At 56.5% G+C, this 13,643-nt stretch carries 9 protein-coding genes; 6 read left to right on the top strand and 3 right to left on the bottom strand.

What is annotated here, in order from left to right; all coding sequences use genetic code 11:
* The first annotated feature begins 223 nt into the window (after nucleotides 1-223).
* From Pla100_RS28270 to Pla100_RS28245, 6 genes are all read left to right on the top strand, one after another.
* A complete protein-coding gene (locus tag Pla100_RS28270; RefSeq protein WP_231603728.1) occupies nucleotides 224-1,864 on the top strand; it encodes an MraY family glycosyltransferase in 1,641 nt (546 codons plus the stop codon).
* Between the two features lie 42 nt (nucleotides 1,865-1,906).
* A complete protein-coding gene (locus tag Pla100_RS28265) occupies nucleotides 1,907-2,830 on the top strand; it encodes a sugar phosphate isomerase/epimerase family protein (RefSeq protein WP_146582390.1) in 924 nt (307 codons plus the stop codon).
* 249 nt (nucleotides 2,831-3,079) lie between these two features.
* Nucleotides 3,080-3,478 (top strand): GntR family transcriptional regulator, encoded by a 399-nt coding sequence (locus Pla100_RS28260; protein ID WP_146582388.1) that lies wholly within the window; start codon nucleotides 3,080-3,082, stop codon nucleotides 3,476-3,478.
* Nucleotides 3,479-3,654: 176 nt separating this feature from the next.
* Complete coding sequence (locus Pla100_RS28255) at nucleotides 3,655-4,533, top strand: ABC transporter ATP-binding protein (protein ID WP_146582424.1); 879 nt, start codon at nucleotides 3,655-3,657, stop codon at nucleotides 4,531-4,533.
* Nucleotides 4,534-4,537: 4 nt separating this feature from the next.
* Complete coding sequence (locus Pla100_RS28250) at nucleotides 4,538-6,997, top strand: ABC transporter permease (protein WP_146582386.1); 2,460 nt, start codon at nucleotides 4,538-4,540, stop codon at nucleotides 6,995-6,997.
* Entirely contained in the window at nucleotides 6,994-8,310 is a 1,317-nt protein-coding gene (locus Pla100_RS28245) for a hypothetical protein (RefSeq protein WP_146582384.1), read from the top strand. Before Pla100_RS28250 ends, Pla100_RS28245 begins: the two co-directional genes overlap by 4 nt.
* 131 nt (nucleotides 8,311-8,441) lie before the next feature.
* Here the strand turns inward: Pla100_RS28245 and Pla100_RS31320 are convergent, their stop codons facing one another.
* Genes Pla100_RS31320 through Pla100_RS28230 form a run of 3 tightly spaced genes read right to left on the bottom strand, consistent with a single transcriptional unit; the run spans nucleotide 8,442 to nucleotide 13,338 of the window.
* Nucleotides 8,442-10,595, bottom strand: a complete 2,154-nt coding sequence (locus Pla100_RS31320; protein WP_197168304.1) for a cytochrome c3 family protein — start codon at nucleotides 10,593-10,595, stop codon at nucleotides 8,442-8,444.
* Entirely contained in the window at nucleotides 10,592-11,527 is a 936-nt protein-coding gene (locus Pla100_RS28235) for a hypothetical protein (protein WP_146582382.1), read from the bottom strand. Before Pla100_RS28235 ends, Pla100_RS31320 begins: the two co-directional genes overlap by 4 nt.
* A complete protein-coding gene (locus Pla100_RS28230) occupies nucleotides 11,524-13,338 on the bottom strand; it encodes a 4Fe-4S dicluster domain-containing protein (RefSeq protein WP_146582422.1) in 1,815 nt (604 codons plus the stop codon). Before Pla100_RS28230 ends, Pla100_RS28235 begins: the two co-directional genes overlap by 4 nt.
* Between the last annotated feature and the right edge of the window lie 305 nt (nucleotides 13,339-13,643).

The following is a 13,643-nucleotide window of genomic DNA, read 5'->3' as shown; positions in this document are numbered from 1 at the left end:
GAATCAAACGGTTGATTGGCTGAAAAATCCGATTAGGTCATGTTCTTCGCTGACTGACCAGCTAAGGTTATTGGCACAAGCTTTTCATATTGGAACCTTTCGACGATCCGTTTTTTCAGACCGGATCATTCCTAGAAAGGGCTACGTCAATTAGACTACGCGGCGTACTCCGATCGTTCGGCTTACTCACCAGGCTCCTTGTCCCCACATGAGTCCTTTTCTGTTGTTTACACTAATCACAGCCTTTGTATCGGCTCTGCTGTTTGTACCGGTGGTTCGTTTCCTTGCCATCCGGATCAATCTGGTCGATCAACCCGATGCGGAACGAAAGTTGCATTCGCGACCGATCGCTCTAGCGGGGGGCGTGGCCGTATTCGCGAGCATGTTGGTCGCGATGGTGTTCACGCTCGGCTACCAGAACGGGTGGAGTCTGAGCGGGATCAGCGAACTGTTCACGTACCGTTGGAAGGTTTTGCTAGGATCGTCTTGCGCAATCCTTTTGCTCGGCTTGATCGACGACGCCTTCACGCTTCGCGGTAGGCAAAAGCTCCTCGCTCAATGTCTGATCGCGATGGTGATCGTCGGCAGCGGCAGCGTGATGAAACAAATCGGAATCCTGGGATACGATCTTCCTTTGGGGGTCTTTGCGATTCCAATTAGCGTGCTGTGGCTGTTAATCGCGATCAACGCCTTGAACTTGCTCGATGGCGCCGACGGAATGGCCACGACAGTGGGCATGTTTGTGACCGGCAGCCTTGCGATCATGGGCATGATCAACGGAGGGCTCTCGCTCAATTCGATCGCCGCGTTCGCACTGTGCGGTGCCTTGGCGGGATTCCTTGTTTTCAACCGTCCGCCGGCGACCATTTTCTTGGGCGATGCCGGCAGCATGATGATCGGATTGATCGTCGGGGTGTTGGCCATGTGGTGCTCACTCAAGGGAACTACCGTGGTCGCCGCCGCTCCGATCGCGATCTTGATTCTTCCGCTGTTCGACTCCACCGCTGCGATCATGCGGCGATGGTTGACCGGGCGCAGCATTTACGCAACGGATCGCGGACATTTACACCACCTGCTCAATGACCGTTTTGGTCGAGCCGGAACGCTTTGGGTAGTAGCCGCAGCGTGTTCGATCAGTTCCGCCGCCGCGATCGCGTCCATCGCATGGGGCTATGATCTTATGACGCCCGTCGGGGCTTTGGTGGTGCTAGCCATCTTAGTCGGGACGCGTACGTTCGGCTATTCCGAATGCCGACTGCTTGCAGGTCGTGTGCGTCATTTGGTGAAATCGTTTTTGGTGCGACCGCACGTGTGTGATGTTGAAAAGCACGAGCGGTCGCTCAAGATGCAAGGCGACGGTCCTTGGCAAGAAATTTGGGAGCCGCTGATCGACTTTGCCCTTAAGGAAGAACTCGCAAGCGTCAAAATCGACGTCAACATGGCTTGGTTGCACCAAAGCTATCACGCTACTTGGCGAAGTGTCCGCTTGCCTGAGAAAGCATTCCAGAATGTCGTGCGAATCCCTTTGTTTGCTTCGCGTGGTTCAGGCGACCGATTCGAGCGTGTTCCGATCGGTCGTCTGGAAGTCATCGCGGCGTCGACGGACTCGGCGTTAGAGCGTCTTCGCGATTTTCTCGACCACGCGGGAGAGCTTCAAACGCAGATCGAAGGTGTTGTGGCGCGTTTGGAGGCGGCTGCGGCGGAACTCAAACGCATCGCTGCCGTCGAATCTGCAGTAAAGGCGGATGCAAAAGTTTCGCAAAAGAATGCTTCTAAACAGAGAGCCGCGAGCCCAAAATCGGCAAGCCAAGAAGCCGAGCTTTTCGAGTTAAGCGATTCCGAGACCGCCTCTCAGAGCCGCTAGATCAATCATTCATTTCGCGTTGCCGAGCCGAAGGATGTTATCATGAGCGTGACACGTCGATCATTTCTAGCGGTCTCCTCGGTGGCCTCGGTGTCCTTAGTTACCGGTGGGTCGCTTGCCAACGAACCAATCCTGCGATCAGGCCCGCCGCGATTTCGAATCGGATTGGCTGCCTATTCATTGCGTCCTCATTTCCGATTCATGAAGGGCAAGCCTCAAAAATCGGCAGGCGATGACGGCTTGTCCATGTTTGACTTTCTCGACTACTGCGTTGCCCAAGGTGTCGAGGCCGCCGAGTTGACTAGCTATTTTATCGAACCCGATCAAGACGGTTTTCCCAGCGACGAGAGGCTTCGACGGTTACGCTGGGCGGCCTTCAATCGAGGACTCACGATTAGCGGCACGGCGATCGGCAATAACTTCACCGTTGGTCCCGGTCCTAAGCTGGACGCGGAAATAGCCGCTGCCAAGCGATGGATTGAGAAAGCGGACGTGCTCGGTGCACCACACATTCGCTTCTTCGCAGGGACGGCAGCTCAACTCGCCGCCGCACCTTCGCGAATGACCGAAGCGATCGATGCCTTGCAGCAATGCGCAGACCTCGCGTCCGAAAAAGGCGTTTTCTTGGGTGTCGAGAATCACGGCGGACTCGACGGTGATCAGATGCTGGAACTGATGCGACGCATCGAATCGCCGTGGGTCGGCATCAACCTCGACACCGGCAATTTTCACACCGACGACCCGTATCGCGATATCGAACGGTGTGTCCCTTACGCGGTCAATGTGCAGGTAAAAACTAGCCTCAAGCGGCCCGACGGCACCAAGCATCCCGCCGATCTGAATCGGGTCGGTAAGATTCTCAAAGAGGCCGGATATCAGGGTTTCGTCATTCTTGAATACGAAGACGAAAATCCTTATGAGCAGATTCCCGTGCAGCTCGAACGGTTGCGTGAAGCATTGAGCTGAACAGCGCCGGAGTTAAACGCCAAGCAATCCAATCATAGGGTTGCAGGCGTTGTTTTGCCCTGAAAGGTGAATCAACTTGTCGATACCCCAAGCTTCACCGCTGCCGTAGCAAGAGAACGCACGCTTGCGAATCTCAAAAACAAACTGTAACGAAAGACTTGACCGCAGCACGTCACTGGTGTATTAATTTACCGGTACACCAGGATGCCGACACGGGGTTGGCTTTTTCGCTCAGTCAGGAACTCAGCCATGTTCTTCCAAATCGATCCGGCGGGCGGGCAACCGATCTATGCCCAGATCGTTCGGCAGGTGAAGTTCGCCATCGCCGATGAAACGCTGCGTCCGGGGCAGCTCTTGCCCAGCGTTCGGCAATTGAGCACGCAGCTGGCCGTCAACCCCAACACCGTCGCCCGCGCGTTCCAGGACCTGCAAAACGAAAACATTATTGAAACGCTGCGGGGGCGCGGCGTGATGGTGACCAAGACCGCTCCGGCCGCGTGTCGCAAGCAGCGCAAAACATTGATCGGTGATCGTGTCGCCGAAGCGATCCACGAAGCGATCGGCAGCGGACTTTCGATCGACGAAGTCCGCGACCTAGTCGAAACTCAACTTCAGTCCCTTCCCGCTCACGCAAAGGATCCCCGATGAACGAAGCTCAAGATCTCGCGTCGGAGGCGGAATCCCGAGTGGCCCCGGAAACTGGTTTGCAACCAGCGGGTGTGCAACCAGCGGGTGTGCAACCAGCGGGTGTGCAACCAGCGGGTGTGCAACCAGCCGGTTTTCAACCGAGCGATTCGCCGGCGATCGTCGCCCGTGATTTGCAAATGCACTTTCGCGGTTGCGACGCGCTGCGTGGTGTCGACCTAACTGTCGAACCGGGAACCGTCTTCGCTCTGCTGGGTGAAAACGGAGCCGGTAAGACGACGTTGATTCGGATCATGACCGGCTTTCAAAAACCATCGGCTGGTACTTGCGAAATTGGTGGTCTCGATCCGGTTCGACAGCCGCTCGAGATTCGTCGGCGGATCGGATACGTCAGCGACTCGCCGGCGCTGTATGACTGGATGAGTGTTGGTGAAATCGGTTGGTTCACCGCTTCGTTTTATCCCGAAGGCTTTCTCGAGGCGTATCGTGAATCGATCGCCCGCTACGGAATCCCCGAAGATCGCAAGATCAGGCATCTCTCCAAAGGCCAACGAGCGAAGGTCGCTTTGTCACTCGCTTTGGCCCATGATCCTGAGCTACTGATCTTGGATGAACCGACGTCGGGACTCGACCCGATGGTCCGTCGCGAATTCCTTGAAAGCATGATCGGTCGGGCCGCGTCGGGGCGGACGGTGTTCTTATCGAGTCATCAGATATCGGAGGTTGAACGTGTTGCCGACACGATCGCGATTCTACACGAAGGTAGAATCCGAACCTGCGAGCCGCTCGACCAGCTCAAGAATTCGATGACCGAGGTCACGATCAATGTCGAGGATCCGTTGGTCACGACGCCGGTACCTCCTGAGCCGGCTGAGGTGCTTCATGAAAGCATCGACGGACGGCAACGGCAAATGATTGTCAAGCATTTCGACGAGTCGATGATCGCAGAGATGCGAAACAGCACTTCGGTTACCAGTGTCCGCACCCGAGCGATGTCGCTCGAAGAGATCTTCATTGCATATACGAAACGTGTTCCAGCCACGCCGATGGGAAGGTGAAGTCATGTCTTCGAGCAATTTGCCATTGATCACGCCGCCGATTCGCGTGCTGCTTTGGAAAGATCTTCGGCAACTATTGCCGCTGGTGGCGATGTTGATCGTCGTCACGTTCTTGCTTTGGATCGCCGGCTTGATATTCCGGAGCGGAGTCGAGGGGAATGTGACCGTTTGGTTGCCCTTGGCAATGCCATCGTTGTTGGCCGCCGGAGCCGGAGCGATTTTGGTCGGCAACGAGAAAGAAACCCGCACGTTGCGGTGGGTTGTCTCGCTGCCGATTTCATTCTCGACTGTTTTTCGATCCAAATTGCTCGCTGCGGCGATCGGTCTGGTTTTGATGTGGATTGTTGCGTTCGTGTTTCTCACGGTGATGGGTTACACGCTGTCTAACAATCATTTAGCGTTCTGGATCGTTCACACGGTGTTCTTACTGACGGCCGGACTCTTTACCGCGTGGCGAATCGAAAATGCGTTTGGCGGATTAATCGCGTTGTTGCCGATCGCCTCGATCCCATTTTTACTCGCGAATCTCGCCGCCAGCGTGGTCTATCAACAGATGGGCCGGTATGTGTCGCCCGAACAGGTTGTTCAAATTACGACGTGGATGACGTTTCCCGCAATCATCTTCACGGTTTGGCTCGGTCACCGCGCCGCCGCGAGGTTTTTTGACGCCGATCCGGCGCCACCCTCTTTGCCATCCTCAACGGACGTCGACGCTTGGCGTCCGCCGCGGGCGGCGATGCCGAGCCAGCAACCCTATCGCTCATCGGCGAGTTCGCTCGTATGGCAATCGATCCACCACAGCCCCGTCACGCTTGCCGGATTATCTGCGATGCTGCTCATTGGTGTCGTCGCGTTCGCGTTGATCGTTACTCGAGAAGGCGGCCGATTCGCGGGTGGTTTGCTGGGAGGGTTGTCATTGCTGGCCCCGCTCAGTCTGTCGTGGTTGGGCGTATTCGCGTTCGCCGGGGACGGCAGCACTTCACGTTTGAGGTTCATGGCCGATCGTGGTGTCTCGCCAACGCGAGTTTGGTGGACCCGCCACGCCGTGCCGACGGCAATGATTGCCGCGGCTTTATTGGCCTACTACGCCACCCAAAGATTGATTTTGGTGGACGGACTTGAGCGAGCAGGCCCGGTGTTCTCCGTCGCGTGTATTGGGGCGATCGCGGCGTGCGTCTACGGAATCTCGCAGTGGACAGGACAATTGATTCGCGTTCTCGGCGGGTCCGCCTTTTTGGCACCGTTGCTCTCGGGCATGACGGTGTTAGCCGCCATCGCGTCGGTCGGGCCGATGGGAAATTCACCCTGGCTTCTGTTGATCGGTTCGATCCTTCCTTTCTTCGCGACTTGGTCGACGATGCGATGGCACATGGACGACACTCGATCGCTCAGGTTCTGGCTGATCCATGCGGGGCTCGTCGCGTTGATGATCGGTCTGCCGATCGCGAACTTTGCTTGGGACGTAGCACAGTTTCCCGCTATGTCGACTCAACGGCGAAACGATGTCTTGCAGGCAGCGTCGACGTTGTCATGGCCGCCGCGTCATCCTCGCTCCATTCCCAGTCGCGGAGTGGAACAACTCGATTGGTCGGAACGCTCTCTTGACGACAAACGATCGGGTCAAGAAATGGTTGATTTCCTGCAGACGATCGATGATGTACCGAGCGACTACTTGATTTTGCCGGTCGATCCAGAGGTGCCTTTAAGAGCCGATCATATCGATTCCATGATCGGATCGACCGAGTATCACCGGCTAAAAGCGGTCGCGAACACAGGCAATTCATCTGCCGAATCGGTCAACCACTTCGCAATCTGGTCAGATTTTCTAGTCGAAATGGTCGGACGGTTTCGTTTGAGCTACCGGATCAACGATCAATGCGGTGCGGATGCGTTGGAGATTTACCTGATTCAAGCTTACGCCAAACCGGAAATGCGGTCACTTTGGGAAACCGAGTTTGCTCAACGTGCCATCCGTCTTGTCGCTGATCAAACCTCACGCAACGCAGCGCGGCGTCGAGCCGTGCTGGCGTCGTATCGATACTTCGTTGAAGGTCAGGTTGAACTGAACGACAACGGAAAACCGATTGCGAAGGAGCCACATTTGGGAGGCTACGACTTGGGTGACGTTGTTGATTACCTGCCCGTCTACCAGATCGAGTGGGTGATCCCTCGGGCCGGATCGGAAGTGACCGATGCATTGTTGCGAATGATCGAAGCCGGCGAATCGGGGCAACCCACCTTCGCGATGCGGCAGCGGCTACACCAGTGCTTTTTCGGGAAAACGGCGATGTTTGAAGCCGGTCCTTATGCCGACCGACTACGCGTCTCCGCCCATCCCCGGGATACCGCCAATGTGCACTTCGTGATCCAGTACCCGGGCTCCCAGTGGTATGCAGCCTGGGAACAAGATGCGATCAAACTTCAGAACCAAACCGCTCCACCATCCAATCAGACGCTCCCATGAAACGCTACCTCGCATTCAAAGAATCGCTGTACTGGCTCGGGCTGGTCGCTCCCATCGCGGCGTTGGGGATCTTGTTCGTGACCGAAACTTGGCGACAAGTCCGTGTCGCGTCGGCGATCGATCAACGTGTTACTCGATGGCAACAGGATGGCTTGATTACCAACTCGGTGTTGGCGTTGAACGACTATGAGTCCGATCATACTCGCGACGAGTCTGGACGACTGCGTTCGGTCGAGCAAGCCGCCATGAGATTCGGAGCTTGGTGGAATCGTGACGTCCGCAGTGTTGATAAAGTCGCGCCGCCGGAAGTTCCTTGGGAAGCCAAGCCTTATGTCGACTACCGGATCCGACAGGATCAAGTCTTAGTCGATCTTGCTCCCGATATCACCGATAGTGTTGAAAGTACTTGGCGTCCCTCGTTATTTGTCTCGAGCGATCACTACTATCAAGGCCGATACTGGTCATCGGCTTTCATTGAAATCAAGCACCGTTTGTTTCGTAAGGCTTATCATAGCGGCGACTATGGACGGGCGCTCCAGCTCTACGAAAAGATTCCGGATATCGCGCTACTACGCCAATCGCTCGAGTACCCATCGTGGGACGCCGAGCAATTGTCGCAGCTACGATCCATCGTTGCTAAACCATACGATGCACAGAAGCGATGGAAGAATCAACTTCAAGGGCATATGGAAAGCGCATTCATGCGGTACGGTTTGGACGGTTCACTGGCGATTGAACGTCGTCGCCAGTACTTCCAAGACAACGGCTCGCTTTTGGGTATCCTACCATCGCATGTTTGGCAGGTTCTTGAACAATACGAAGCCGCGATGAGGCTGCAGCCGGCCGGGACACTCGCACACTCCAAGAGGGCCATTGCGATGCAGCGTGACTGGACGTCCGGCAAGGCCGATCATTCCTTCAGTCCACTCGGATTTCCGTTCGCCATCGCTCAAGATGCGGTCAACGGACTACAGTTTTATCCCGGCAATATTTCACAGCAGATCACGCAAGCGGCTTTTGATCGCAAATGGACAATCGCCGCGATCGCGGTCCGGCAATATCAGATCCAAGAAGGCAAGATGCCCGAACGCATCACCGATCTCAGTCGAGTCGGGCTGACGGCTGAGGATTGGCAGCTTAGCCCAGATTATGCGTTGCATTGGGATCGCGAGAATGACGGCCTTCGTTTGTCATGCATAGACGTATCCGATTATTTCAATCTCCTCAGCATCAACCGAATCGAGCAACTTGATCCCAACCACCCCTACGGTCGCGGTTGGTCCTCGATGGAGCTAAAGAAATCTGTTCCTTAGTGCTTCGCCAAGATTTAGAATGAGGGTTGGCTAAAAACGTGGCACGGTGGTCCCCACCGTGATTCTCGACGGAGGACTGTCGAGCCACGTTGCTGATACCCTAAAATTAAATTTTGACGGAGCACTGGGCTCTAAGGAACTTCGCCGACATGATAGCGGTGACAAGTTGTGCAATGATCGCCCGCTGCTGTGGACGTGTGGCAGGTCACACAAGCCGCCTTTTGCAATGGTGCAAAGTCAACTACACCATGGGGACGCGGTTGAGTGGAGACCTGAGTGATCGAAAGGGAAGGTTCCTTCGAAGCCACCTCAACCGAAGGTGAGGCGAGGCTATGGCAGTGCCGGCAATCTTGCAAGCCGCGAATATCCAAGTGGGGCCGGTGAGTAAACTTAGCCAAACGGTCTCGTAAACCGGTGATTCCTTCCGCTTTCCAACTTCCGTTTTGATGACATTCGATGCACGAAGCGATCGTAGCATCCTGAGGCGATTGTAAGTCACCCACGCGGGACAAGTCGACCAAAACCCGCAGTACCTCGTCGGCATGTCCGGTCCCACGATACCGCAGTGACAACGTCAAATCGTCACGATACCAACCGCCGAAGGATTGGGTTTTCGCCGGATCAAATCGACGGTCGACTTCGGCTTGCCAATCCCGCGAAGCGCCGGCCGAAGGGGGCCCGGGCATCAGCGGATCATCGATCAGCGGATCGTCAACAAGTGGATCGCTCTTGCGCGGCTGGTCAATGAGTGGATCGTCGACAATTGGCTCGTCGACAAGTGGATCGTCTGTCGAGGACCAATCGCCTAGAAGTTCGTCGCCGCCGCTTGAATCATCCAATAGCAAGTCGTCAGTCATAATCAACCGAGAACCATTGGAAGCTGCGTCGGACTCGGGGCGTGCCGAGAATCGATCGACCGCCGACGTACTTGCTTGTCCGAACCATTCTTTAACAGCGTCCCGCATTAACTGCGGTTGAAACGAACGGGCCAACCGGACCGCGTCGGCTTCTCGGGCACCAGCTCGGACAGCGAGGTCACGTAACCAGGGTTGGCCCTGGACCGACAAGTCGATCGCGAAAGTTCGAATCGCGCGAGCCAAACGGACAGCTTGATCGAGGCGTTCGGGTGATCGCCAGTCGACACGTCCGAGATTCGTCAGCCCCTCTAAATCCAACGCAGGGTCCTGCGCTGTGAGCAACAGTTTCATCCATCCGGATAATTCACCATCGGGTGAACCGGTTGCCGCTTCCGGCCAGCTTTCGAGTTGCCGAGTGACTTCGGTGGGAAATGTGGGCAATGAAATCAGGGCGGGACCGTTCGAGATCGCGACTTTGAGTTTCTCGTCGTGGCACGAAGCGCAGGCGGTTTCGAAAGGCAAAGTGCCGACGACCGGATCGCTCGCTGCAGTCAATGCGGTGAGTGGGCTTGACGATTGAACTTGTGCAGTCGTAACGAGATGGCAGGTGCGGCAATCAAACTGAGAGGATGCGTTTGTGTTCGACTCTGCTTGTTTGGGATAGTGCAAATTGGCGTGGCGAACATGGTCAAACGCGATCGTGCGGGCTGACGATGCCGGGTAGTTGTCGAACTCAGGATGGCCGTCGGCGAACGAATCAAACTGACGTGAGTGGCACGTTTGGCACTGCGCGTCGGTGACGGCCGACAGGTTCGCGTGGACTCCATGATGTTCGCGATGGCATACGCTGCAAGCCACGTCGTCTTGAGAATTCGTCGAAGTCTCCGTGCCCCAACCGATCCATCCGCCCACAACGCTGACTTGATTTGAAACGCGAGTCACCCACGGATCGGGTTGGCGGTCGCGATTTGAATCGGTTTGAACGGGAAACGCACGATGAAGTCGCTGCGTCAGTCGCAATCGATCCTCGACGGATAGGTTATGGGCGGATCTCGCGACCTTGGGTGCGATCCGTTGATGATGGCATTGCACGCAACGGTCCGTCATCGACGCCGTTTCCTGATCAATCCCGGCGTGCCCGCTCGTTCGCATACCGCTCCAGGTTTCCGCAGAGACGTTATCGTGGCATGTCGCGCAGCGGTCTTGAGTGAGTGTGCCTTCGAGGATTTGCGAGTGAGCCAATGACAAGTCCCCCGGTTTGACGACGTGCGGTGCCAACGGAGTTCCCAATGCGATCATCAGCGTGATTGCAAACACCAGCAGCAACCCGATGATCCAAGGGCGTCGTCGGATCGGACGGACCATTCGCGGCGGAGGTTCCAGGCGGATCGTCTGGCGCGGCGGCGGTGAGATTGTGTTGCGGCTCATGTGCCTAGAAACCTCAACGCGAGGATGCCGTGGATGATGGCCATTACGAGCAAAGCAATTGAGGCGGTCGCGTGAACCCATACCCACATCCGCAAACGCAATTGCAGCGCGTATTGATAGTCCAAGTCGTCGCGATGCCGAACCAAACCGGCCAGCCGGCCGCTGGCAATCTTGCCCTCCTCGTCGAGATACCGATTCAGTTCGAGCAATCCCGCCATCATCCGCCGACGGCGGACCGAATTGGGGAATACGAGGTAGGCCAGCGTTGGCGGACGTTGAAAGAATCGATTCAAGTAGTTTTCGTGGAACTCGCCCAGCACGGTAATGGCGGCAAAGCTTTTCAGCTCGCTGATTTCTTCGGTGGCCAGATCCGCGATCTGATGTCGCCGCCATTGGATTTGGTCAAACCGGATTTGCTCGCCGACGGTCGAAAGACGAACCGGCAAACGGCGACTGGCAATCAAGCCATAGATTCCCGATCCGCTAACGAACCAAAACAGCGTGCTCAACGAACCTTCAAAATAACCGTCGGCAATGAAACGACCTCGCCATATCGTCGGCGTGTGCAGCAAGAACATCCCAATCGAGAACAGCCCCGTGTAGATGTGAACTTGGGTCCAAGTGCTCATCGTTCCCAATCGCAAACCAGGAACGCGACGACGAACGCCGATCGTGGTCAACATTACCAAACACGCCATTAACGTCCATCCGGTCATCACACCACGATGCCACATCATGGCGTCGACATAGGCGACGATGGCCGACATCACGGTCAGTGATAATCCAACCGATATCAGTGAAACGAAACGTCGACGTCGGAACGAATACGAAGTTCCCGCACCGATCATCCACTCCAGACCGCGTTGAAGCGGTTCGGTCCATTGGAACGGTTTCTTCGCTGAGGCCGGTCGGCGGCGTTCGATCGTGCTCATACTCGTCTCCGCAACCAATCTTCCAACGGCGGCGATTCATTCAAATCGATGCGCACCAACGCGTCATGCGGGCACGCCGCAGCACATGCGGGACCACTCGGGACGCTGTTGCACATGTCGCATTTAGTCGACTTCGTAATCGGACGGTTCGTTTTCTCATCCAGATAGGGGCGACCTTTCCGATCGCGGACTTCGACCATTTCAATGTTGTTGTACGGGCAACCGTTGGCACACACGCCGCAACCGATGCAGATGTTTTCGGAGATGTTCACGAGCCCCGAGGCTTCATCGCGGTGCAATGCTCCGGTCGGGCAACCGATCATGCACACCGGGTCGGTGCAGTGCATGCACGCCTGGACGAACTGCAACCGCTCGTGACGCGGTCCGATCCGGGCAAACCGAGGGTTCCCGTCATGAACATCGGCGCAGGCTTTAACGCATTCGTCGCAACGGGTGCAACGGTGCAAGTCAATGATCATCGCTTGACGACCGTTGTTGAAACGATTCTGGACGATGAATTCAAGCAGCCCGGTCGGTTCGAACGAAGTTCCCGTCGAGGCGGGTAACGTATCCCAAGTCTTCGAATGGGCCGATGGATCGGCGATGATAGGGAGCCCGAGTTTCTTGTCGTCTTGGGCTCGTTTGATGTTGCGTCGTTCCCGCCGCGACGTGGTGCTCGACTTGGCGATGGAAAGTTCCATCGCCCGTTTTGCCGTCGGCGGCAGTTCATCGCGGCGGATGTGGGGCAACACTTCTCGCGCAAAAACTTCGACGGGGATGTGCAGCGTGTCCAAGAAGCCGACCGCTTGCAAGGAATGTTGCAACGGAACGCTGCCGCCTTCACCGACGACGCTCAATGTGATTTCGTCGAGTCCGAAGACATGTCCTTTACCGAGGTAGGCGGTGGTACGTTTGGCCGCACCATAGTTTTGGCAGACGCGCCCGAACCCGCTACGGACGACGATCAGTTCGGTGACATGTCGTCCTTCGGCGACCACGACCGGCTCGGACCCGATCTGCTCGCTCGGAGAAAGTTTGCGGGCCTTGCTGTAATCGGCGTTCCATTCCAACCGGCCGAACGATCGCAATTCGGTATGTTGCACGATGGTTTGCAAATTGGATTCGGGAACGAACCGCAATAGCGGAATCTCTCGCAAGTGAATCGCGAGCCAATGTTTGCGATAGTGGTCTTCCATTCGTTTGGCGAATTCGACGTCGCGTTGCAACATCTTGAGACCCTGCAAACGGATCTCCAACAAGACGGCATTGTCGCCGGCAATCACGGTAGCCCCATGTGGACCGCGTAGCATCGCGGCGACTTCCCCAAACATCTCGCCGGGGGTGAGTCGTGCGGTTTGGCCGGAACGCACAAGCCCGGCGAAGTCTTGTAGGAACAAAGTTGGTTGGCTCGCCTGGTCGGCAGTTCCGGCGTGGCCCGCGCCGCGGTCCTGGATTTCCACGCCCGGCGTGACGTCTTCGGGCCGGCGGGCTTCTTCGACGCCAGTCGGTCGCAACAATCCCCAGAGGGTTTCCGGCCAACTGCGTTTGGAAACCTCTCGACGACCCAGTACTTCGGGAGCCACCGGCCGAGTAATCAGTTCGGCGTGTCCGTCGAGGACCAAGAACGCGCTGTTGGCGTAGTCGCCCTCGCGGACGATGACCTGCCCCGGTGCAAAACGGTGCAACCGGCAATCATTTTTGAGGATGCCGTTCAGGGGAACGGATTTTGGAAACGCCGCCGCGTCCAAACCCGCAAATGGCATCCGCGCAAGAAGCCACTGGACGTCCGCATCATTCATCTGCGGGTCCATCGGTTCGTCCCAGCGCTTAGGACGTTGGACGGTGACTGGCTGTTGCGAGGTTTCCAAGCCGAACGCTTCCTTGCGTTGGAGTTTCACGGACGGCCGCTCGTTTACCGGCTATCCGGTTTCAGTAATTACCGAATTCAGTGGCTTGAAGGTAAGACCGAATACGCGTCTGGCGAAACTCGGGGTGCAGGCACACTAATCGGTGACTAGGTCATCGCAGGCAGCCTATCTTTCTTGGATTGTCGCGTGTAGTGGGTTCCTGGGCGAGCCGCAAAGTGGTCGGCAAGCTCGCTGCCGTCGCTGATTAC

Origin of the sequence: Neorhodopirellula pilleata, assembly GCF_007859915.1 — a bacterium.
Lineage (GTDB): Bacteria > Planctomycetota > Planctomycetia > Pirellulales > Pirellulaceae > Rhodopirellula > Rhodopirellula pilleata.
The sequence above is the reverse complement of the archived record's forward strand: the minus strand, read 5'-3'. Positions and strand labels throughout refer to the sequence as shown.